The organism is Mycobacterium liflandii, from assembly GCF_022354805.1.
Taxonomy (GTDB): Bacteria; Actinomycetota; Actinomycetes; order Mycobacteriales; family Mycobacteriaceae; genus Mycobacterium; species Mycobacterium marinum.
Genome location: NZ_CP023138.1, coordinates 5,906,369 through 5,928,605 on the forward strand (window position 1 = coordinate 5,906,369; position 22,237 = coordinate 5,928,605).

Consider the following 22,237-nt stretch of genomic DNA (forward strand, 5'->3'; position numbering starts at 1 on the left):
GAGGCCAGAAGCCGACCGCACATTCACGAGAATCTGATTATCTCAGTTTGAGAGCACCAGTTACAACCAGGACTCCTTACACTGCTGGTGTGACACAACCGGTGGCGACAATCGCGGTCCCGGGCGGCAAGGTGTGGAGCAAGCGCGTCGGCGGCGGCTCCGGCCTTCCCCTGCTCGTGGTGCATGGCGGCCCGGGCCTGCCGCACTACTACCTGTCAGCGCTGCAACGACTGGCCGGCGAACGGGAAGTCATCTTCTGGGATCAACTTGGCTGCGGAAACTCCGAACGCCCGTCCGACGTGGATCTGTGGACAATGGGGCGCTCGGTGGCCGAGATGGGCGCCGTGGTGCGCGCACTCGGGCTGGAAGCCTTTCACATCTTCGGCAATTCCTGGGGCGGAATGCTCGCCCAGCAGTATGTCCTGGACGTGCCATCGGGAGCCGTCAGCCTGACCATCTCCAACAGCACCGCGTCCATTCCCCGGTTCGCCGACAGCGTGATCCGGCTCAAGGCGGAGCTGGATCCTGGCACCCAAGCCACCATTGACCGCCACGAAGCCGCCGGCACCACACATTCGGCCGAATATCAGTCCGCAATCACGACCTGGAACGAAACGTATCTGTGCCGCACTCTCCCCTGGCCTGCCTACCTCACTGAAGCATTCCAGAATCTGGGTCCCGAGATCTTCGAAACGATGTTCGGGCCCAGCGACTTTCGGATCGTCGGGACCATTCGCGATTGGGATGTGGTCGATCGGTTGGCCGAAATCGCCCTGCCGACACTGCTGCTCGCGGGCAAGTACGACGAATGCTCGCCGGAAGACATGCGCGAGATGCATCAACGGATTGCCGGCTCACGATTCGAGTTCTTCGAGTGCAGCGCGCACATGCCCTTCATCGAAGAACCAGACCGGTTTGACCGGGTGATGCGCGACTTCCTGCGCAGCAACGACTGATTGGGTTGGCCAAGCTGGGCGGGTCCGGCTAGTTCTTCGGAGCGGTCAACCTGGTCACGATTGAGCGAAAGTCCTCGGTGGTGAACGACTGGTGCTCGGCCGACAGCGCGTAGTCCAGACTGGCGAGCACGGCCCGCTCGAGGTGAATATTGAGCACCCGTTTGGTGCTTTCGACCGCCTGCTGAGGCAATTTCATGATCCGCTGGGCGCACGCCACCGCCTCGGCCACCGGATCGGCGGCCACATGGTTGGCCAGGCCGAGCTCGACGGCGCGCTGCGCGGCAATCCGCTGACCGGTCAACGCGTATTCCTTGGCCAGCATCAGGCTGATGTGCAATGGCCAGGTCAACGGACCGCCGTCGGCGGCGACCAGACCCACTTGCACATGTGGGTCGGCAAGATAGGCATCCGGCGCGATGTAGACGATGTCACTCAGGGCGACCAGGCTGCAGCCGAGCCCCACCGCCGGGCCGTTGACCGCCGCCACCACCGGCACCCGGCAGCGGGCCATGCCCAGCACGATGTCTCGGCCATGCGCGATGGTCTTCGCCCGCAAGTCGTCGTCTTGGGCGAGTTCGGCCAGATATGCGAAATCGCCGCCGGCCGAGAAGGCTCGCCCGGCGCCCGTGAGCACCGCGGCGCGCGCGCTGCGATCCTCGCTCAACCGCCGCCACAGCCCTGCGAGCCCAACATGCAGATTGTCGTTGACCGCATTGAGCGCATCGGGCCGGTTCAGGGTGATGATGCGCAGCGCCCCCTCGGCGCGAACGTCGATTTCTGTTGGCATGTCATACATGTCAGACTCCCAATCCCAAAATGCGCGATGCGCTGATGTTCTTCTGTATCTGTGAAGTGCCTCCCATCACGCTTTGCGCACGGCTGTACAGGTAGGCGCCGAACAGCTCGGGATCATGCGTGCCACCAATGCCGAGCGCGGCATGCCCGACAGACTGTTCCACCCAGGTCATCAGCAATTTGTCCAGCGAGCCTTCGGGTCCGTGCGACACCCCGTCGAGCTGTTCGGACAACCGGCGCCGCACGTGATGAGTCAGCATCTCGGCTTGGACCGCGGCCCAGGCAAGCTCGTCGCTGACCGGATGCCCCTGGGCATGGTTGCGCGCCAACAGCTCTGCGACGAGCTTGTTGTAGCGGGCGGCGTAACCGAGGGTGGACGGTTCACGTTCGTGCCCGACCACGGTCATCGCCACCGCCCAGCCATCCCCTGGGGCGCCGACCATCCGGTCGGCCGCCACCGTGGCGCCGTCGAAGAACACCTGGCCGAACTCCTTGGTGACTCCGTTCATCATCCGCAATGGACGTTGCTGCACACCAGGCTGTTTCATGGCGACCACAAATGCCGACAAGCCTCGGTGCCGGCTAGCACCGGGTTCGGTTCGGGCCAGCAGCAGACACCAGTCGGCCACGTCGGAGTAACTGGTCCAGATCTTGTGACCATGCACCACATAATCGTCACCGACACGAGTGGCGGTGGTGGTCAGCGCGGCCAGGTCCGAACCCGCACCGGGCTCACTGAACCCCTGACACCAGCGCTCGGTCCCGTCGATGATGCCGGGCAGAAACCGTTGCCGCAGTGCGTCGCTGCCGTGTCGGCCGATGCCGAAGACCAGGTAACCGACGCTGGGGCGCGGTGGCGCACCGGCACGGGCCAACTCTTCGTCGACGATCACGTCATAGACCGGTGCCAGCTCCCTGCCCCCGTATTCGCGTGGCCACGACAGCCCGAAGAATCCCTCGCGGTAGAGGGCCTGGTGCCAGTGCGCCTGCCGGGCCCAATATTGGTCCCCCGATCCGCGAAAGTCATCGGCGTTTACCGAAAACCAGTTTCGCAGGCGTTGCCGGAAGACCGCCTCGTGCGGTGAATCACGAAAGTCCACGACCGACCTCCTGCAAGCTCACCGGCCACAACTCGGTTGATGTCAACGCCCGGCGCAGGTAAACGTGCACCAGGCAGTCCCAGGTATTGCCGATGCCACCGTGCACCTGTACCGCGGTTTCGCAGACGGTTCGACTGGCACGCGCGCAGTACACCTTTGCCATCCGGGCGGCCTGCACGGCTTGCGCCGGCTCGAGTTCGTCCACCGCCCAAGCGGCATGGCGCAGCACGCTCACCGAACCCTCGATCAACGCCAGGTTCTCCGCCAGCAGATGAGCGATCGCTTGATGGGACCCGATCGCTTTGCCGTACTGCTCGCGAATCTTCGCGTAGTCACAGGCGAGGGCGTGCGCGCCGCGGGCGTCTCCGACCAGGTCTGCGGTGGTGGCGACCAAAGCCAGCGCATACCAGCGCTGCGCGGCATCGGCGGATACCTCACCGACCGCCACCGGCTGTCCCAGCAACCCCGCGTCCAGTCGCGTCAGGTCCGCGCCCGCTCCCGCAACATCGAGATCTGCGGACAGCACGGCGGTACCCGAGAGCACCAGTGCGCGCCGATGTCCGCGCGCATCTATCGCCCGGCCGCCGACGCCCGTCGTCGCGCGCCCGGAGTCTGAGTTCAGTTGCCGGGCCAGGTCATCGGCGAGCACGGGTCCCAGGAATGGCGCATCGGCGAGCCCGCGCCCGAATTCTTCTGCCACAATCGCGACCTCGACACCGGAGGCGCCGTCGGAACGTAACGCTCTCCACCCGGACGCCTCGATCTGCCTATCCAGCTTGGCGATTCGGGCTTCGTCAGCCAGATCCTGCACAGATGCCGGACCGAGATCGTCGGCCATTTTCGCCGCCGCGTCACACAGTTGCCGTTGTTCAGCTGTCAGACGTACATCCATAGAGCTCCTTGAGCGCTCGGCGCAACACCTTTCCGGAGGGCAGTCGAGGGATATCCGGCACGAACACGATCCGCGAGAGCCGCTTGTAAGACGCGAGCGAGGCAGCCACCCGGGCACGCAACTCGGCGGCGTCGACGGGTGTTCGGGCCGCGACAGCGGCAACTACCGCTTCGCCGTTGGCTCCGTCCGGCACCCCGAATACCGCACAATCCCGGACCGCGGGATGGCCGTGCAGAACCGCCTCGATCTCGGCGGGGGCAACCTGGAAACCGCGAACCTTGATCATCTCCTTGAGCCGGTCGGTGACGCGCAGCCAGCCGGCGGCATCCAGCGAGCCGATGTCTCCGGTCCGATACCAACCCTGCGACATGACCTCGGCCGTGGCGGCCGCCGGCAGATAGCCCGCCATCAGTGAATGCGATCGCGCCTGGATTTCGCCGACCTCACCGGGGCCCACCCGCTCACCGGTTTCGGTCGACACCACCCGCAGGTCCACGCCCGGCAGCACACGTCCGACGGTGTCGAGCCGGGCGCCCCGCAGCGGGCTGCAGGCGATCACGGGTAGCTCGGTGGTGCCGTAGGCGGGCACCCAGCCAATGCCGGTCCGGTTCGTCACCGTCTCGGCGATGCCCGCACTCACGGGCGTGGCGCCCCACATGATGAACCTCAGCGACGACAAATCGTAGGACTCGAGGTTGGGATGCGACGCCATCGCCAAAGCTATGGGGGCGACCGCCATTTCCACGGTAATCCGGTCGCTTTCGATGTGTGCCAGCATCTGGTCGATGTCGAACCGGCGATGCAGACGCACCCGAACGCCGGTCCGCAACGCGGTGACGATGTTGAGCAAGCCGAGGATGTGCGAGGGCGGCGTGACGATCTGAATGCGGTCGCGCTCGGTCAGCCCCAGCGCGTCACGCCAGTGGCCAATGGCCGCGTTCAGCGACGCGTGGGTGTGCCGGACCGCCTTGGGCAGGCCGGTGGTGCCCGAGCTGAACACCAACAGCGCATCGCCAGCACGGCGCGGCGCGCCCGGTAGCGGTGCCGCGGGGGTGATCGGCTCATCCAGGTGCAGCATCGGCATCAGACCGGCCAGCACCGGGTGATCCCCGGCGGCATGGGCGGGGCCGGTCAGGGCGAGGGCATGATCCACCTCGGCGCGCTTCCAGGCGGGGCTGATGAGCACCGCCGAGGCGCCCAGACACCAGATGGCGTTCAGCACGGCGACAAACTCCGGCCGGTTGGACGACATCACCGCCACCCGATCGCCCGCGACGACGCCTTGCTTGCGTAGCGCCGCGGCCAGGCCGTCGGCCATCGCCCCCAGCCCGGGCAGGCTAAAGCCCCGATCCTCGAACACGAGCGCGGCCGGCTCGGTCACGTCTCGTCCTTCCCGGCGGTCACGACAGTCTGAGAATATCCTATTTCCTGATGAGAATAGTATTCTCAATAGAGAAGAACGCAAGTACATCAGTGGGGGCGCAGGAAGGGCGGTCATGGCGGAACCGGGCATGGTGACGATCTACCTCGACCGTAGGCGGGCATCGGTGCCGCTGGTGCCTGGCGAGACCCTGCTGGAAAGCGCACGACGAGCGGGGCTGGACCCGCCTTTCAACTGCGAGGCCGGCAACTGCGGGACCTGCCTGGCCCGCCTCACGGAGGGCAGCGCGACAATGCTGGTCAACGACGCTCTTGACGACAGCGAGGTGGCCGACGGCTACATCTTGACCTGTCAGGGCATACCCGATACCGCACCGATCACGGTGCGCTACGAGCGCTGCACACATCCCGGTGGAGTTGTCCGCCGAGGAATACCCGGGCAGGGTCGGCGGACCGCCGGGTTCACCGGTCAGCGCGGCACTTCCGGCGGCGGCCTGGATCACGTAGTCGAAGGCCGGATCGTCGCCGCCATGCAACCCATAACCGGTGATCGCCACGCAAACGATGCGTTCGTTGAACCGCCGCAGCGCTTCGTAGGTCAACCCCAGTCGGCGGATCGACGACGGTCGCAGGTTGACCACCAGCGCATCGGAGTCGGCCGCCAGCTCGGCGAGCCGGTGCTGTCCCACTTCGGAATTCAGATCCAGACAGAGGCCGGACTTGTTGCGGTTGAGGCTGGCGAAGTAGCTCTCACCGACCGTGCGTGAGATCTCACCGCCGGGCGGTTCGATCTTGACGACCTTGGCGCCGAGGTCGGCGAGCAGCAATATGGTGTAAGGGCCGGCCAGCATGGTGCCGACCTCGATGACCCGAATGCCGGTCAGCGGGCCCGCGGCGGTCACCGCACCTCCGTCGCCAGCGTGGCAATCATGTCTCGGGTGCGACGCTTGGAGGCAACCAGCTCTTCACGATTGTCGCCGATCGGCAGCAGCCGCACCGACAGGTCGGTCACACCGGCCTCGGCGAAGCGACGGAATCGAGCCAGGATCGCGTCCTCGTCGCCGGCCGCACAGATATCACCGACGTCTTTGGCATCGCCGTATCCGAGCAGTCTTTGATAGTTCGGCGAAACCTCGGCCTCCCCCAGAATCCGGTTGGCGCGATCACGCGCTACCTCGACTTCACTCGAGCCGCAAAGGCAAACGGGGATGCCGGCGACGATGCGCGGAGCCGGGCGGCCGGCATTGTCAGCGGCCTTGGAGATTCTGGGCACCACATGCTCGGCCACCGCACGTTCGTCGGCCATCCACAGCACGGTGCCGTCCGCTCGCTCGCCGGCCAGGGTCAACATCACCGGCCCGAGCGCTGCGACCAGCACCGGCAGGGGCGCCACCGCGGCCAGATCCAGCGGGTTGTGCACCCGGAAGCTGTCGTTCTCCACGTCGACGGGCCCGGGGTTGGCCAAGGCCGCGGCCAGGACCTCGAGGTAGTCCCGGGTGTAGGCGGCGGGCCGCTGGTAGGGCAGCCCGAGCATGTCGTCGACGATCCAATGGTGCGACGGTCCGACGCCCAGCACCAGGCGACCACCGGTGGCCGCATGCACCGACAGAGCTTGCCGGGCCAACGCAATAGGGTGCTGCGTCTGCAGGGGCACTACGGCGGTACCCAGCTCGATGCGGCTGCTCCGCGTTCCCATCAGGGTCACGGCGACCAGTGCGTCAAAGTCATTGGGAATCTGGGGAATCCACGCGCTATCCAGGCCGGCTGTTTCCGCCCAGTCGATATCGGCCAGCATCCGGCCCACCTTGCGGCCCGAATCCCCGCGCTCGGGGCCGATCATCACTCCGACACGCACGGTTCCTCCATGGACGGTTGCGGTGCGGTTTGCGCGTCGCCGGTCAGCGCGCGGATGTCGCGCACCAGGTCATCCAGCGGTGTTCCGGTGGGAAACACCGCCGCCGCACCGGCGGCCAGCAGCTTGGGCACGTCGGAGTGCGGGATGGTCCCGCCGACGACGACGGCGATGTCGGCGGCATCGGCGTCGCGCAGGGCCTCGATGGTGCGTGCCGTCAGGGCCAGATGGGCACCCGACAAGATGCTCAAGCCGACCACGGCCACATCTTCTTGAACGGCGATCGAGGCGATGTCTTCGATACGTTGCCGGATGCCGGTGTAGATCACCTCGAAGCCGGCGTCGCGCAGCGTGCGGGCGACGATCTTGGCGCCGCGGTCATGACCGTCGAGACCGGGCTTGGCGACCAGGATCCGGGCGGCCATCTAGAACACCACCGGTTGCTGGAATTCGCCCCACACCGCCTTGAGGGCGCAGACCATCTCACCGACCGTGCAGTATGCGTTGGCGCAGTCGATCAGCCTGTGCATCAGATTGTCGGCTCCTCCGGCGCCTCGCGCGAGCGCGGCGAGGGTGGACTGCACTGCGTCGCTGTCTCTTCCAGCCTTGACCTTGGCGAGCCGCTTGAGCTGAAGGTCACGGCCTTCGGCGTCGAGTTCGTAGGTGACGATGTCGGGTTCGGCGTCCCCGGAGACAAACCTGTTGACCCCCACCGACGGGTCGAACACCCGCTTCGATGTCCTTGTGCGTTCGGAAGGCCTCGTCGGCGATCAGGCCCTGCAGATATCCATCCTCGATGGCGCTGACCATCCCGCCGTGGCGCCGCAGGTCGTCCATGATCTCGATGATCCGAGCCTCGGTGGCATCGGTGAGCGCCTCTACGAAGTAGGAGCCGCCAAGCGGGTCGGCGACGCGGGTCACGCCGCTTTCATAGGCCAGGATCTGCTGGGTGCGCAGCGCCAAAGTGGTGGACTCCTCGGTCGGCAGGGCAAACGGCTCGTCCCAGGCCGCAGTGAACATCGACTGCACCCCGCCCAACACCGCGGCCATCGCCTCGTAGGCGACGCGGATCAGGTTGTTCTGCGCTTGCGGTGCATACAGCGACGCGCCGCCGCACACGCAGCCGAACCGGAACATCGCCGCTTTGTCCGTCTTGGCGCCGTATCGCTCGCGCATCAGCGTCGCCCAGCGCCGTCGTCCCGCACGGTATTTGGCGATCTCCTCGAAAAAGTCGCCGTGGGTGTAGAAGAAGAACGAGATCTGTGGGGCGAACTGATCGATGGTCATCCGACCGCGTGCAACGACGGTGTCGCAGTGGGTGATTCCGTCGGCGAGGGTGAATGCCATCTCCTGTACCGCGGTGGCCCCGGCGTCACGAAAATGGGCTCCCGCCACCGATATGGCGTTGAATTTCGGGACCTCGGCCGCACAGAACTCGATCGTGTCGGCGATCAGCCGCAGCGAGGGCTCCGGCGGCCAGATCCAGGTCCCGCGCGACGCGTACTCCTTGAGGATGTCGTTCTGGATCGTCCCGGTGAGCTTGGCGCGCGGAACTCCCTTTCGCTCGGCGGCGGCCACGTAGAACGCCAGCAGAATCGCCGCCGTGCCATTGATGGTGAAACTGGTGCTGATCTTGTCCAGCGGGATGTCCTCGAACAGGATTTCGGCGTCGGCCAGGGTGTCGACCGCGACGCCAACGCGGCCGACTTCCTCGGCGACGTCTGGGTCGTCGGAGTCGAATCCACATTGGGTGGGCAGGTCGAGCGCCACCGATAACCCAGTCCCGCCCTGGTCCAGCAGATAGCGGTAGCGGCGGTTGGACTCCTCGGCGGTGCCGAACCCGGAGTACTGCCGAAACGTCCACAACTTGCCTCGGTATCCCGACGCGAAGTTGCCGCGGGTGAAGGGGTACTCCCCCGGAGACGGCGGCTCCGCCGTGCGGTCCCCAGGGCCGTAGACCGGCGCAACTGGGATGCCCGATGCAGTCTGGGTCACATCATCCATCGATGAATAACGTACTTGCAAAAAACGAGAATGCCAATACCACTCAGTTGACCAGCATAAACGGGCTCAGAGCGAGGGGGGTTCCAGAGCCGGCCGGGGTGCGCGGCTTCGACGGGGCGCGGCGGCTACACCCGGCAGAGAATTTCGCCGTTGGGAATCCCCAGCCAACCATCCGGTGCCGCGGCCCAGTCGCGCCAAGCCTGCGAAATCGCCTCCAGATCTGCGGCGCTGGCCATCCCGGAGCCCAGCAGTTGGGCAGACAGATCCGAACGCAGAATCCGATCGGCCCACATTCCGCCCCACCAGGCACGCATCTCGTCGGTCGCGTAGCACCACATGCTGCCGGTCGGCGTGATGTCAGCAAAGCCCGCCTGACGAGCCCACGACAGCAGCCGCCGGCCGGCATCGGGCTCACCGCCGTTGGCACGCGCCGCCCGCTGATAGAGCTGTAGCCAATGGTCCAGGGCCGGAAGTTGCGGGTACCAGATGAACCCCGCGTAGTCGGCGTCACGCGCGGCGACCAACCCGCCGGGCGCACAGACGCGCTTCATCTCCCGCAGCGCCTGCACCGGATCGGCCACGTGCTGCAGCACCTGGTGGGCATGGACTACGTCGAACACGTCATCGGGAAAGTCCAGGGCATGCACATCGGAGGTCACGAACGCGACATTGGACACGTCGCATCGCTGCGCCTCGGCACGGGCCAGGTTCAGCGCCGCATCGGTGGGCTCCACCGCCGTCACCGTAGCGGGCGCCACGCGCGCCGCGAGGTCGACGGTGATAGTCCCGGGGCCGCAACCGATGTCGAGCACGGACAACCCCGCACGAAGATGCGGCGATAGGTAGCCGGCGGAGTTGGCCACCGTGCGCTGACGGTGCCCACGCAGCACCGACTCGTGATGCCCATGAGTATAGACGGCTCGGCGTTCGTCGTTCATGAACCGGAGCCTACCCGCCTAAATCAAACAGTGAGACAGCCATCTCATTATATGAGACAGTCAGTCGACCGGAGTATTGAGGATCGGCCGGTCGACCCCCGCCCCCGGGCCATCGAAGTGCCACCACTCACCGGAGTACACGCTCAACCCGCCGTAGTTCATCGCGTCGCGCAGCCGTTTACGGCCGGCTTGGGCCGCCTCACTAACCCCTTCGGTGGCGAATGCCTTGGCCCGCGCCGAGAAGTCATCGAAGTCGGTGCCCATGTCGGCCAGGCAGATTCCGCTGATCTGCCGCTGGGGCGGGCATTGTGGCGACACGCTGGCATAGGTCACGTCAACCGAGCGGCCCGCCTCGTGGCTGCGGGCGTATTGACCCGGACGCGCCACCCAGGCCGGGTTCGGGACCACCTGGAACATCTTGACCTGGACATCGTGCGGTCGGTAGCAGTCCCAGAACACCAGCGCCTGCCCTTGCGGGCGCAGCGCCGCCGCGGCGGCCGTCAACCCCGGCGCCATCGATTCGTGCACCAGACATCGGGCATCGGCGGGATACAGCTGCGTGCGGGTGAAGTTATTGGTGGTCGCGTAGCGCAGGTCGATGATGGCGTCGGGAACGACACTGCGCACATCGACAAGGCCGGCCGCAGCCGCGGCGGCACTGACCGGTGGGACGGACCCGGCCGGCACGCTGGCCGTTGTCGCGACGGCTCGCACGGCCGAGGTGACCACCGGAGGCGATGGGATCGATGACCCGCCGGGACTCGTCCACACACCCGACGGCGCGGCGGTGATACCGCAGGCGACGAGGGCAGCGGCGGCGCCAACCCTTCGCAATGGGCCGCTATGGAGTGCATCGGCAATACTGCTCACCGCACCGAGGCTACGTCGGGTCAGCCCGTTCTCACGTTTATCGCCGACGGTGTTCGGCGATCAGCGGCCGATCAATGTTCGTCGTAGTGCCCATCGTGGGCGGCATGCCGGCATCCGTCATGGATGTAGTCGACGTGATCGCCGTGGGGAACGGCGACGTGGCCGCAGCCATCGCCGTGAGTGTGATCACGGCCCGTCATGCACGCAGTGGCCGTCGCCGGATTCACATTCGTCAAAGTGATCGCCGTGGCGCCGGTGCAGATGACCGTCGTGCAGATAGTCGACGTGATCACCATGCGGAATCGCGACATGTCCGCAACCGTCGCCATGCGAATGGTCGTGCCCCGCGTGCTGCCGGTGCGCTATCGCGTTCATCTCTTTCTCCTTGTGATTGTTGAGCGGGCCGGGAATGTCGACATGTCGGGCGCGTCAGCGGACTTGTCGGTCGCGGTCGAGCTGTCGACACCACCATTCAATCCTCAACCAGCCATCACGGGGGACAAGAGCAGAAAGTCACCGAAAACTCTTGGATCCAGTGTCTTCGAGCCAACGGACATCGCACGCCGCCAGCCAGCCAGCCAGCCAACAAAGGCGCAAGATTTCGCCGGGGTTTCGGTTGGGCGAAGATACCGCAGCTTTCAAACACCGCCATTACATATGTTGCTAATCGAACTATACCGTTGGCGCGATGTCCGACGAGAATCGCAACGAGCGCCACCGGCGCCCCGCGCTTCACGCTGTCGTCGCGGCATTTGTCCTGGTCTGCTCCGCTTTTCTCGCCGCCCCCACCGCACACGCGGCAGCGATAACCGCAACGCTGGCGGTGACGTCACAATGGGACACCAGCTTCGTCGCCAACTACCGGATCGCCAATCCCGGCGCGACCGAGTTGGCGGACTGGAAGCTCGAATTCGACCTGCCCGCCGAGGAATCTGTGACAAATTCGTGGAGCAGCAAGCTGGCCCAATCGGGAACGCATTACGTCCTAACACCCCAGGGCTCCGGCGTTGTTGATTAGCAGGCTTGTGAGCTGGGGAATTGTGGATTGAGGAGGTCTAGGCGGCGGTTGGCGGTCAAAGCGGTGATCCGGCAGGCTTCGGCGATGTTGTCGGCGCCGTTGAGGCGGTGCAGATTGATGGCGGTGTTGCGTAGCGTTGCTAGGACCTGTGCGCCGTTTCCGGTATGTGCCCTTTGACGGTCTTCGTCGAAGGTGACGTCGCGTATCCAGTGCAGGCTGTTCTCGATTCCCCAGTGTTGACGCATCCAGGTCATGATCGCGGTAGGGCGGGCGTGCTCGAACGGCAGGCTGCAGATGGTATAGACCACCTCCACGCTGCGCTGGTCGGTGGCGGTGATCAAGCGTTCACGAGTGATCCGGATGATTTGTTTTGCGTAGGGGAAGCCGATTCCTCGTGCAGCGGTGATGATTTGCAGGGTGCGGGTCTCGACACGGCCGTGGTCGCGGGAGTCGTCGGTAGCGGCTGTGGGCACCTCGACCCAGGGCAGCGCGGTGATACGCGCAAGTATTTTGGCTTGGTTGGACTTGACGATCATCAGGTAGTGCGACTTCAAGGTGGCGCAGATCAACTTCGCGGTGACGACCTGGGTATGCATCGCATCCACGGTGACCAGCCACCGCAAGCTACCCGGCAGCAGCGTGAGCAGGGCACGTACGCAGGGAATTTCATTGCTTTTCTCGGCGACAGCGAGTTGACCGAGCACCAATCGGGCACGGTGGGCGAACACCGACACGAGATGCGTGGCTGTCGCTTTGGCGCGTAAAGGCACCACGCAGCATCTTGCCGTCCAACGCGATCGGCACCAATCCACTGGGGTCGCTGCTGGCCACGTGTGCAGTGAAGTAACTGCCCATCCTGGCGTTGAGGTCGGCGGGGTCTAGCCGAGACAAAACAGCGCGAAAGGTCTTCTCACTGGGCCGCCGGAACCGGACCCCTAATTAGGCCAACACATCATCGGGAGCGGTGGCCGCCCATGTAGCAAAACCAGCATAGCCGCGCATCCCCGCGGCAGTGGCCAGAACCGCGATCGCCAACAAAGCCATCAGCGAATACCTCCGACCGCGTGGGTCCCTCGGGTCTGGCACCGAGGCCAACACATCGAGAAACTCCGATCCGATGAGCTCGCTGCGCTCACCAGGACTCCAGCGGTCGAACACCTCTGGAACCGACGACACAGGCAATACTGAAACGGTAGGCACGGGCAACTCCAGACCAACGACGAACAGTAACCAACTCGATCGTTCTCCAGATAGCCCGTGCCTACACTCCGGCCCCAATAGCGCGGCACCAAAGATCATCAACCCAGCTCACAAGCCTGCTAATCAACAACGCCGGAGCCCTGCCTGTGCGCCGTTTCCGGTATGTGCCCTTTGACGGTCTTCGTCGAAGGTGACGTCGCGTATCCAGTGCAGGCTGTTCTCGATTCCCCAGTGTTGACGCATCCAGGTCATGATCGCGGTAGGGCGGGCGTGCTCGAACGGCAGGCTGCAGATGGCATAGACCACCTCCACGCTGCGCTGGTCGGTGGCGGTGATCAAGCGTTCACGAGTGATCCGGATGATTTGTTTTGCGTAGGGGAAGCCGATTCCTCGTGCAGCGGTGATGATTTGCAGGGTGCGGGTCTCGACACGGCCGTGGCCGCGGGAGTCGTCGGTAGCGGCTGCGGGCACCTCGGCCCAGGGCAGCGCGGTGATACGCGCAAGTATTTTGGCTTGGTTGGACTTGACGATCATCAGGTAGTGCGACTTCAAGGTGGCGCAGATCAACTTCGCGGTGACGACCTGGGTATGCATCGCATCCACGGTGACCAGCCACCGCAAGCTACCCGGCAGCAGCGTGAGCAGGGCACGTACGCAGGGAATTTCATTGCTTTTCTCGGCGACAGCGAGTTGACCGAGCACCAATCAGGCACGGTGGGCGAACACCGACACGAGATGCGTGGCTGTCGCTTTGGCGCGTAAAGCACCACGCAGCATCTTGCCGTCCAACGCGATCGGCACCAATCCACTGGGGTCGCTGCTGGCCACGTGTGCAGTGAAGTAACTGCCCATCCTGGCGTTGAGGTCGGCGGGGTCTAGCCGAGACAAAACAGCGCGAAAGGTCTTCTCACTGGGCCGCCGGAACCGGACCCCTAATTAGGCCAACACATCATCGGGAGCGGTGGCCGCCCATGTAGCAAAACCAGCATAGCCGCGCATCCCCGCGGCAGTGGCCAGAACCGCGATCGCCAACAAAGCCATCAGCGAATACCTCCGACCGCGTGGGTCCCTCGGGTCTGGCACCGAGGCCAACACATCGAGAAACTCCGATCCGATGAGCTCGCTGCGCTCACCAGGACTCCAGCGGTCGAACACCTCTGGAACCGACGACACAGGCAATACTGAAACGGTAGGCACGGGCAACTCCAGACCAACGACGAACAGTAACCAACTCGATCGTTCTCCAGATAGCCCGTGCCTACACTCCGGCCCCAATAGCGCGGCACCAAAGATCATCAACCCAGCTCACAAGCCTGCTAATCAACAACGCCGGAGCCCTGGTCACCCGAGCGTGGAGCAGCAAACTCTCCAAGACCGGCACGCACTACGTCCTGACACCGGAGTCCTACAACACCACCATCGCCCCCGGCAGCTCGGTCACCGTCGGTTTCCAGGCCGCCCAGACCAGCACGTATTCGGCGCCTGCGAATTGTCAGCTCAACGGCGAATCTTGCGGCGACGGTCCGGCCCCTACCGCCAGCGTGCGCCACTGACGACGCCGGTCGCGGGCGCTAACCGGCCGGGAAGAGACGAGCCACCAGAATGGCCGCGATAAGGATCGCAAGCGACAGCGGCGCCGCTACGGTGCCAATCAGCATCCCCCGCCCAACCTGACCGAGTTTGCCCGGGCTCTTGGCAACAACGGAGGAAATCGACAGGTAGATCAGCGACACGAGGAGTACGAAGACCGCCAGCGGCGGAACTGAGAGAACACAAAGCCAGGTCGCGAACTCCACCACCAGGATGTGGGCCAGCGCCACCGCGAAGCTGATCGGTCCATAACGGCCGGTCGCCCCGGTCAACGCAACACCAAGAAGGCGAAGGCGATGCCGCCGATCAGGACAACCGCGGCGGCGCCGGTGACGCCTAAGCCAATACCGCGCCGCTGCGAGGAACTCGAGTTGAGCAACACCGCACCGGCCCCCAGCGAAACAAGCGTCGCCAGGGCCGTCGCGGTCAGCAACAGCGTGCGTTCGCTTCGCCCGCTTTCCGTCGGAAATGCCCACTTCCCCAACAGCCACATGGCGGCAAGCAACAGCAGCAAACAGAATTGAATGACCACCGACGCCGACCAGGTGGCCGACCGCCACGCGGTGGCATCCATGTCACGAATACGAGCTAGAAACGACATCGGCACCCCCCTGACGCATCGCGTCACTCTCCTCGATCGGCATGCGACACCACTGTCGGCAACCCCGCCCTGGCCGGCATCCGTGCGCTGGCAACCTAACCCGCCGGCACCAGCTCGAACCTGGCGCATCGCGCCGCGACTACCGGCATACCTGTCTATCAGACGTTCGGTTCATGCCGAGGGCCAACTCCGCGCCGTCAGCGCCGCCAAACCTCAGAAGACCTTCATATAATTAATCATTAAGTTTATGAAGCCCATCGGGTAGCCTGGGTGCAGCAACATCGCCAATCAGGGATGAACCCGAGACTCTCTGCACCTACGAGAGGGGTGTGCTCCGGTGTCTTCTAGCGCCCACGGCCAACGGCTGAGCGAACCTGACGAAATGGTGTCGACCAGACAGCGACCAACCCTGTCCTTGGCCACAGCCGTCGATTCACCCGATTCCGGCCGAATGGCGTCCACCGGCGACGCGGTCTCCCTCGGCGACGCAGATTGGCGCTCCCGGCTGCGCACCGCGGCACTGGCCCAGATCGCCGACTTCGTCTCTGACCGCAGCGCCAGCGCGCTTGGCGGGTCGGGGTGGGAGGTCGCCGGCGACATACTTCTGCGGTTTGTTTCCGAGGGCAAATGCCTGAGATCGACCTTCATGTACCTGGGCTGGTTGTGCGGCGCCGGTCCCAACAATGCGGCATTATCGGCCGCGGCAAGCCTGGAGCTGCTGCACGCCTTTGCGCTCTTCCAAGACGACGTGATGGACCAATCCCCGCAACGACGAGGCAGTCCAGCCGTCCATGTCCAGCTGGCCCGGTGCCACCAGCGGCGCGGGCTATCCGGTGCCGCAGCACGTTTCGGCGAATCGGCGGCCGTACTACTCGGAGACATCTGCCTGGTCTGGGCCGAGCAGATGCTGCGCGAAAGCGGGGTCGAGGACCGCCGTCTGCGGCAGGTATGGCCCCGCTACGACGCCATGCGCATCGAACTCGCGGTGGGCCAGCTTTGCGACCTGTCCAACGATATCCGCAACCTGCCGACACTGGATGCCGTCTTGGACGTGGCGCGGCGCAAGTCGGGTAACTACACGGTGCGCCGGCCGCTCGAGATGGGAGCCGCGATGGCCGATTGCGATGAGCGCACGCTGGAACAGCTCGCGCGATACGGCGACGCCGTTGGAGAAGCGTTTCAACTGCGCGACGACATGCTGGGAGTGTTTGATACACCGGCGATCACCGGCAAACCCAGTGGCGACGATCTCCGCGAACGCAAGGCAACCAGCGTCGTGGTCGCCGCCTACGAGATGGCCGATCCGCCGACGCGTCGGCAGCTTCACGAGCTGATGCATCGGGCTGAGCTCGGCGACGCTGCGGTTGATCACTGCAAACGACTGATCACCGCTACGGGAGCTGTGCAGCGAATCGAGGACATGATTGACCGCCGTGTCGATCGCGTTCGAACACTATTGGCCGACATGACGATCGGGCAGCAAACCCGAGCCGCGCTGGGCGACCTGGCAGCAGCCTGCGTGCAGCGCAGCACGTGAGATCACGCGAATTAGGGAGCCGCGATGCGAACCATTGAAGGCACTGCCGATCACGTGGTGGTGATCGGTGCGGGACTAGCGGGGTTGGCCACGGCGCTACACCTGGCGGGCCGCGGCCGCAGCGTCACGGTCGTCGAACGCGAGGCTTGGCCGGGTGGACGTGCCGGCCGACTCGACATCGATGGATACCGAATCGATACCGGCCCAACTGTTCTCACCATGCCAGACCTTATCGACGAGGTCTTTGCGGCCGTGGGTGAGACGATCTCGGATCGGCTGGAGTTGCTTCCCGTCGATCCGGCCTACACCGCCATGTTCGCCGACGGAAGTTCGATCGATGTGCACTGCGACGCGGATCGGATGGTCGCGGCGATCGAGAACTTCGCCGGTCCCGAGCAAGCTACCGGTTATCTTCGGCTGCGCGAGTGGTTGACCCGCCTGTACCGCATCGAATTCGCCGGCTTCATTGGCTCGAACTTCGATTCGCCCCTATCACTGCTCACCCCGCAGCTGGCGCGACTGGCGGCTGCCGGCGGATTTCGCAACTGGGACAGCATGGTCAAGCGCCACATCACCGACCCGAGGCTGCGTCGGGTGTTCACCTTCCAGTCCCTCTACGCCGGGGTGGCGCCGCAAGATGCACTGGCGGCCTATGCCGTTATCGCCTATATGGACACCATATCGGGGGTGTTCTTTCCGCGCGGCGGGGTTCGTGCCCTGCCTGACGCGCTGGCGGCCGCCGCGGCCTGCGCGGGCGTGCAGTTTCATTACGGTTCGCAGGTAAGCGAACTCGAGCGCGACGACGCGCGGATAACCGCTGTCCGCACCGACAGGGGCGAGCGCATTGCCTGCGATGCAGTGGTGTTGACCACCGAGTTGCCCACCACATACCGCCTACTGGGCCGAACCCCCCGCCGGCTTCGCCGGCTACGCGCGGCACCGTCGGCGGTCGTCGTGCACGCCGGCTGCCGCAGCGCCTCGACCGCGAGTGAGCCGGCGGCCCATCACACGATTCTTTTCGGACAGGCATGGGAGCAGACGTTCACCGACATCATTCGCGACGGCCGGCTGATGCGAGATCCATCGTTGTTGGTCACCCGACCGACCGCGGGCGATCCCGCCCTCGCACCGCCGGGCCGAGATCTGCTCTATCTACTCGCGCCGGCACCCAACCTGACCGCGGGCCGGGTCGATTGGGGCAGCGCCGGTGGTAGCTACGCGCAATCCATGATCGACACCGTCGCCTCCCGGCTGCTTCCGGACTTTCGCGACAGCGTGGAACTACTCGACGTCGTCACTCCCCTGGACTGGGCCCGGCAGGGCATGGCGGCAGGTACTCCGTTCGCGCTGGCGCATACGTTCGGCCAAACCGGTCCCTTCCGCCCGGCGAACACGGTGCGCGGCATCGACAACGCGGTGCTGGCGGGTTCGTCGACGGTACCTGGCGTGGGCGTTCCGACGACGTTGATCTCCGGGCGGCTGGCCGCCGACCGCATCACGGGAAACACCACCCGATCAATCCGACACCTCGACCTGAAAGCACAGTTGTCATGATTCGCAGTGAATTGGACGCCGCCGGGATCGGTGATCCCCGGTTGCGCGAGGCCTATCAACAAAGCCGCCGAATCAACGCCGCCAGCGGGCGCACCTTCTTTTTGGCCACCAGACTGCTGGCACCGGATCAGCGACCACCCGTACACGCCCTGTACGGGTTCGCCCGTTACGCCGACGACATTCTGGACTCCTTCGATCCGCGGCTGGACCCCGACACTCGCGCCCAGCGACTGCAGCAGCTGGCGCAGCAGTTCTTTTCCGGCGCCGACCATCCTGATAACCCGGTACTTGCCGCGGTCAGCCACACCGCACGCCGCTACGGCATCGGCGCCGATCTTTTCGAAGATTTCCTGGAGTCGATGCGCATGGACCTCAGCATCACCGACTACCCCGACCGGGATGCGCTCAACACCTACATGCGCGGTTCAGCGGAAGCCATTGGCCTACAGTTACTCCCGATCTTGGGCACCGTCGTTCCGGCACGAGAGGCCATGCCCTACGCGGCCGCCCTGGGACGCGCATTTCAGCTCACCAACTTCATTCGCGACGTCGACGAGGACCTGGCCCGCAACCGCATCTATCTGCCCGCCGACGAACTCGCCGCATATGGCGTTGATCGGGATGTGCTGATGTGGTGTCACCACAACCAGCGCAGCGATGGCCGGGTACGCGAAGCTCTGGCCGCCCAACACGAGATCACCAGAGAGACCTACCGGTTCGCCGCCGCCGGGATCCAACTGCTGGCGCCGCGGTCGCGGCCCTGTGTCGCGACGGCTTTGACGCTGTATTCGGAAATCCTGGACCGCATCGAAGGCGACGACTTTGCGGTGTTCGGCCGGCGCGCCACCGTCGGGACCGCCCGCCGTCTGCGGGTGGCCGGTGCCGGGCTGATACGAGCATGGCGCGCCCGAACCAGCGACGCCATCCCCGATCGCTCCGAGTACGGTGCCGCATGAGCGATCGCTGGCAATACCTGCTGGTGCTGCTCGCATGCCTGGCAATCACCGCGCCGCTGGAAGTGTTCGGCGCCGGCGTATATCGGCGCCCGCGAAGGCTGCTGCGGTCGGTACTACCGGTGGCCGCGGCATTCCTGGTCTGGGACGAGTTGGCCGTTGCCGCACTGGTGTGGACTTACGATCCGCGCTACATCAGCGGGCTGAACGTCCCGTTTCAGGTCCCGATCGAAGAGGTCCTGTTCTTTCTGGTGATCCCCATCTGCGCCCTGTTGACCCTCAACGCGGTCAGCACCATCCTCGACCGGCTCCGCCGACGATGACCGGGTTGGGGTACACCCTGCCGGCCGTGCTGGCCGTGGCCGGCGTTGGCGCCCTGGAGCTGTTGGTACTACGGACCGGGTTGTTCCGGCGTCCCGCTTACTGGCTATCGATGTTGATAGTGCTGGGCTTTCAGGTTCCGGTCGACGGCTGGCTTACCAAGCTCAGCGCTCCCATCGTCAGCTACGACGAGCGGCAGATCACCGGCCTGCGGTTCCCGTTCGACATCCCGATTGAAGACTTCCTGTTCGGCTTCGCAATGGTCACTGCCGTTCTGCTGCTGTGGGAGCGACAACGGGAACCCGGTGAGCCCGTACCGCCGAGTCAGGCGGGCTGCCACGAGAAGCACAGCCTCGAGGACAAGACATGTTGACCAGAATGGCCCGACTCTCCCTCTCCGCGCCACGGCGGGTCATCACGGTGGTAATCCTGGTCATGATCGGCACCGCCATCTTCGGCATCCCGGCGGCAAATAGCCTGGCCGCCGGGGGGTTTCTGGATCCATCGTCGGAATCCGCGCGTGCCGCGGCGGTGCTCGCCGACAAGTTCCATCGAGGCGACATGGAGATGGAGCTGCTGGTGAGTTCGGATGACGGTGTCCGCGATGGCCCGGCGCGCATCGTCGGCACCGATATCGCGCGCCAACTCGCGCAATCACCCTTCGTGGCGCAGGTGGCATCGCCTTGGGACACACCGCAACCGCCGCCGGACATGCTCAGCGCCGACGGGAAATCGGCGCTGATTCTGGTCGCGCTCAAGGGCGACGAAAACAGCGCACCCCGGCACGCGCAGGCGCTGGCGCAACGGTTGGCGCACGACCGCGGTGGGGTGACGGTGCAGGCCGGTGGGTCCGCGATGGTCTATGCACAGGTCAACCAGCAGACCGAAAAGGACTTGCTGCGAATGGAGTTCATCGCGGTCCCGGTCAGTTTCGCCGCGCTGGTGTGGGTGTTCGGGGGCTTGCTGGCCGCGGCCCTACCGGTGGCCGTGGGCGGCTTCGCCATTCTGGGGTCCCTGGCGGTGCTGCGCGGTGTCGCGATGGTGACCGATGTGTCGATCTTCGCGCTAAATGTCACGGTTGCCCTGGGCATGGCCCTCGCGATCGACTACACCTTGCTGATCATCAGCCGGTACCGTGACGAGCTCGGCGAGGGGCGCAGCCACGAGGACGCCCTGGTTCGCACCATGACAACCGCCGGCCGCACCGTCCTGTTCTCGGCGGTGACGGTTGGGCTCTCGCTCGTCGCGATGGCGCTGTTCCCGATGTACTTCCTGAAGTCCTTCGCCTACGCCGGGGTTGCGGTCGTGGCGTTTTCGGCCCTGGCCGCGATGGTGGTCGCACCAACGGTGATCGTGCTGCTCGGCGACCGGCTCGACGCGCTCAACGTCTGGAAACTGGGCCGGCGGCTGCTTGGGCGTCCGGAACCGCCGCCGCGGCCCGTTGCGCAGAGTTTCTGGTACCGCACGGCCAAACTGGTCACCCGCCACGCGATTCCGGTGGGCCTGGCCATCATCGTGTTGTTGATCGCGCTGGGAATCCCGTTCCTCAACATCAAGTGGGGCTATCCGGACGACCGCGTGCTGCCGCAGTCCGCGTCGGCACGCATGGTCAGTGACCGAATCCGCAGCGATTTCGGCTCGAACTCGGCGAGCAGAGTCACCGTCGTCATCACCGACACCGCCGGGCTGACCAAACCGGATCTCAATCACTACGCCGCCCAATTGTCCGAGGTATCCGATGTGTCGGCGGTCTCGGCGCCGACGGGCACCTTCGTTGCCGGCGAGTTGCGGGGCCCGCCCTCCGCACCGACCGCGATGGCCGCCGGCAGCGCGTACCTGACCGTGGAGAGCACCGCGCCGCTGTACACCAAGGCCTCGGCGAACCAGCTGGATCGTCTGCACGCCGTGGCGCTGCCCGGCGACACCGCGGTGCAAATGACCGGCGTCGCACAGATGAACCGCGACTCCGTCAATGGGATTACCTCGCGGCTACCCATGGTGTTCGGCTTCATCGCGATCGTGACACTGGTGCTGCTGTTCCTGCTCACCGGCAGTGTGCTGCTACCGATCAAGGCGGTCGTGCTCAACATGCTCTCGCTTACAGCGGCTTTCGGCGCCCTGGTCTGGATCTTTCAGGACGGCCATCTGGGCGCGCTGGGTACCACACCAACCGGCACGTTGGTCGCCAATATCCCGGTGCTGATGTTCTGCATCGCCTTCGGCTTGTCGATGGATTACGAAGTCTTCCTGCTGTCCCGCATCCGCGAGTTCTGGCTTGGATCACCTCAACAAAGCGCCGACAACGATGAGAGCATCGCTCTGGGCCTGGCCCACACCGGCCGGGTCATCACCGCCGCGGCGTTGCTGATGTCGATCTCGTTTGCCGGCCTGATTTCCGCAGAGGTGTCTTTCATGCGGATGTTCGGGGTGGGTCTGACCATTGCGGTGCTGGTCGACGCCACATTGGTGCGGGTGCTGCTGGTGCCCGCGTTCATGCATGTGTTTGGCGGATTGAACTGGTGGGCACCCAAACCACTGGAACGGTGGCACAGCCGCAGCGGTGCCGACCGATCCGCGGGCCAAACCGGCCCCAGCGACGGTGCCCTCGGCGGCAACTCCAGCAAATTCGACAGCAATCGCCGCGTCGACGACCACGTGCACCGGTCGCCGGGATAG

The 22,237-nt window shown here is 65.1% G+C and carries 19 protein-coding genes and 6 pseudogenes; 10 read left to right on the forward strand and 15 right to left on the reverse strand.

What is annotated here, in order from left to right:
- Positions 1–101: 101 nt before the first annotated feature.
- Positions 102–956: a proline iminopeptidase-family hydrolase gene (locus CKW46_RS26295; protein ID WP_015357212.1), complete on the forward strand. Its 855-nt coding sequence runs from the start codon at positions 102–104 to the stop codon at positions 954–956.
- 28 nt (positions 957–984) lie between these two features.
- On the opposite strand, the gene CKW46_RS26300 is transcribed toward CKW46_RS26295, so the two are convergent.
- The 4 genes from CKW46_RS26300 to CKW46_RS26315 are packed head-to-tail and all read right to left on the reverse strand — an operon-like array spanning position 985 to position 5,124.
- Positions 985–1,752, reverse strand: a complete 768-nt coding sequence (locus CKW46_RS26300) for an enoyl-CoA hydratase/isomerase family protein (RefSeq protein ID WP_117435902.1) — start codon at positions 1,750–1,752, stop codon at positions 985–987.
- Position 1,753: 1 nt separating this feature from the next.
- A complete protein-coding gene (locus CKW46_RS26305; RefSeq protein WP_482052579.1) occupies positions 1,754–2,851 on the reverse strand; it encodes an acyl-CoA dehydrogenase family protein in 1,098 nt (365 codons plus the stop codon).
- The gene (locus CKW46_RS26310) at positions 2,838–3,743 is read right to left on the reverse strand and encodes an acyl-CoA dehydrogenase family protein (protein WP_015357215.1); all 906 of its coding nucleotides are present in this window, start codon (positions 3,741–3,743) and stop codon (positions 2,838–2,840) included. Before CKW46_RS26310 ends, CKW46_RS26305 begins: the two co-directional genes overlap by 14 nt.
- On the reverse strand, positions 3,721–5,124 hold the full coding sequence (locus CKW46_RS26315; RefSeq protein WP_015357216.1) for a class I adenylate-forming enzyme family protein: 1,404 nt from the start codon (positions 5,122–5,124) through the stop codon (positions 3,721–3,723). Before CKW46_RS26315 ends, CKW46_RS26310 begins: the two co-directional genes overlap by 23 nt.
- A 130-nt stretch (positions 5,125–5,254) precedes the next feature.
- Between CKW46_RS26315 and CKW46_RS26320 the strand changes: the two are divergent.
- Positions 5,255–5,425 (forward strand): annotated as a pseudogene (locus CKW46_RS26320) (2Fe-2S iron-sulfur cluster-binding protein); the annotation flags it as partial.
- Here CKW46_RS26320 and CKW46_RS26325 read toward each other — a convergent pair.
- From CKW46_RS26325 to CKW46_RS26355, 7 genes and pseudogenes are all read right to left on the reverse strand, one after another.
- Positions 5,387–5,974: pseudogene (locus CKW46_RS26325) on the reverse strand (CoA transferase); the annotation flags it as partial. The pseudogenes CKW46_RS26320 and CKW46_RS26325 overlap by 39 nt on opposite strands.
- A gap of 47 nt (positions 5,975–6,021) precedes the next feature.
- On the reverse strand, positions 6,022–6,978 hold the full coding sequence (locus CKW46_RS26330; RefSeq protein ID WP_012396332.1) for an LLM class F420-dependent oxidoreductase: 957 nt from the start codon (positions 6,976–6,978) through the stop codon (positions 6,022–6,024).
- The gene (locus CKW46_RS26335; RefSeq protein ID WP_015357218.1) at positions 6,963–7,400 is read right to left on the reverse strand and encodes a cobalamin B12-binding domain-containing protein; all 438 of its coding nucleotides are present in this window, start codon (positions 7,398–7,400) and stop codon (positions 6,963–6,965) included. The genes CKW46_RS26330 and CKW46_RS26335 overlap by 16 nt, the downstream gene beginning before the upstream one ends.
- Positions 7,401–8,979: pseudogene (locus CKW46_RS26340) on the reverse strand (methylmalonyl-CoA mutase family protein).
- Positions 8,980–9,104: 125 nt separating this feature from the next.
- Positions 9,105–9,917 (reverse strand): class I SAM-dependent methyltransferase, encoded by an 813-nt coding sequence (locus tag CKW46_RS26345; RefSeq protein ID WP_020785905.1) that lies wholly within the window; start codon positions 9,915–9,917, stop codon positions 9,105–9,107.
- Between the two features lie 60 nt (positions 9,918–9,977).
- The gene (locus tag CKW46_RS26350) at positions 9,978–10,751 is read right to left on the reverse strand and encodes a M15 family metallopeptidase (protein WP_482053483.1); all 774 of its coding nucleotides are present in this window, start codon (positions 10,749–10,751) and stop codon (positions 9,978–9,980) included.
- A gap of 107 nt (positions 10,752–10,858) precedes the next feature.
- Positions 10,859–11,162 (reverse strand): annotated as a pseudogene (locus CKW46_RS26355) (hypothetical protein).
- A 313-nt stretch (positions 11,163–11,475) separates the two neighbouring features.
- Here CKW46_RS26355 and CKW46_RS26360 point away from each other — a divergent pair.
- Positions 11,476–11,805, forward strand: coding sequence for a cellulose binding domain-containing protein (locus tag CKW46_RS26360; protein WP_252872353.1), 330 nt, complete (start codon positions 11,476–11,478; stop codon positions 11,803–11,805).
- Here the strand turns inward: CKW46_RS26360 and CKW46_RS26365 are convergent.
- Positions 11,802–13,005: pseudogene (locus CKW46_RS26365) on the reverse strand (ISAs1-like element IS2404/ISMul1 family transposase). The gene CKW46_RS26360 and the pseudogene CKW46_RS26365 overlap by 4 nt on opposite strands.
- 144 nt (positions 13,006–13,149) lie before the next feature.
- Positions 13,150–14,202: pseudogene (locus CKW46_RS26370) on the reverse strand (ISAs1-like element IS2404/ISMul1 family transposase); the annotation flags it as partial.
- Between the two features lie 140 nt (positions 14,203–14,342).
- On the opposite strand from CKW46_RS26370, the gene CKW46_RS26375 reads away from it, so the two are divergent.
- A complete protein-coding gene (locus CKW46_RS26375) occupies positions 14,343–14,558 on the forward strand; it encodes a cellulose binding domain-containing protein (protein ID WP_238559665.1) in 216 nt (71 codons plus the stop codon).
- An 18-nt stretch (positions 14,559–14,576) separates the two neighbouring features.
- Here the strand turns inward: CKW46_RS26375 and CKW46_RS26380 are convergent, their stop codons facing one another.
- Together CKW46_RS26380 and CKW46_RS26385 are read right to left on the reverse strand one after the other, a co-directional pair.
- Entirely contained in the window at positions 14,577–14,867 is a 291-nt protein-coding gene (locus CKW46_RS26380; protein ID WP_012396339.1) for a hypothetical protein, read from the reverse strand.
- The gene (locus CKW46_RS26385; RefSeq protein ID WP_117437586.1) at positions 14,864–15,196 is read right to left on the reverse strand and encodes a hypothetical protein; all 333 of its coding nucleotides are present in this window, start codon (positions 15,194–15,196) and stop codon (positions 14,864–14,866) included. The genes CKW46_RS26380 and CKW46_RS26385 overlap by 4 nt, the downstream gene beginning before the upstream one ends.
- Before the next feature lie 382 nt (positions 15,197–15,578).
- Between CKW46_RS26385 and CKW46_RS26390 the strand changes: the two genes are divergently transcribed.
- Genes CKW46_RS26390 through CKW46_RS26415 form a run of 6 tightly spaced genes read left to right on the forward strand, consistent with a single transcriptional unit; the run spans position 15,579 to position 22,237 of the window.
- Positions 15,579–16,733 carry a polyprenyl synthetase family protein gene (locus CKW46_RS26390; RefSeq protein WP_482052580.1) on the forward strand — a complete coding sequence of 385 codons (1,155 nt, stop codon included), beginning with the start codon at positions 15,579–15,581 and terminating at the stop codon, positions 16,731–16,733.
- Between the two features lie 24 nt (positions 16,734–16,757).
- Complete coding sequence (crtI, locus tag CKW46_RS26395; RefSeq protein WP_015357226.1) at positions 16,758–18,287, forward strand: phytoene desaturase family protein; 1,530 nt, start codon at positions 16,758–16,760, stop codon at positions 18,285–18,287.
- Entirely contained in the window at positions 18,284–19,243 is a 960-nt protein-coding gene (locus tag CKW46_RS26400; RefSeq protein WP_011738721.1) for a phytoene/squalene synthase family protein, read from the forward strand. The genes crtI and CKW46_RS26400 overlap by 4 nt, the downstream gene beginning before the upstream one ends.
- On the forward strand, positions 19,240–19,563 hold the full coding sequence (locus tag CKW46_RS26405) for a lycopene cyclase domain-containing protein (protein ID WP_015357228.1): 324 nt from the start codon (positions 19,240–19,242) through the stop codon (positions 19,561–19,563). Before CKW46_RS26400 ends, CKW46_RS26405 begins: the two co-directional genes overlap by 4 nt.
- A complete protein-coding gene (locus CKW46_RS26410; RefSeq protein WP_015357229.1) occupies positions 19,560–19,934 on the forward strand; it encodes a lycopene cyclase domain-containing protein in 375 nt (124 codons plus the stop codon). Before CKW46_RS26405 ends, CKW46_RS26410 begins: the two co-directional genes overlap by 4 nt.
- Positions 19,928–22,237: an MMPL family transporter gene (locus CKW46_RS26415; protein WP_482052581.1), complete on the forward strand. Its 2,310-nt coding sequence runs from the start codon at positions 19,928–19,930 to the stop codon at positions 22,235–22,237. The genes CKW46_RS26410 and CKW46_RS26415 overlap by 7 nt, the downstream gene beginning before the upstream one ends.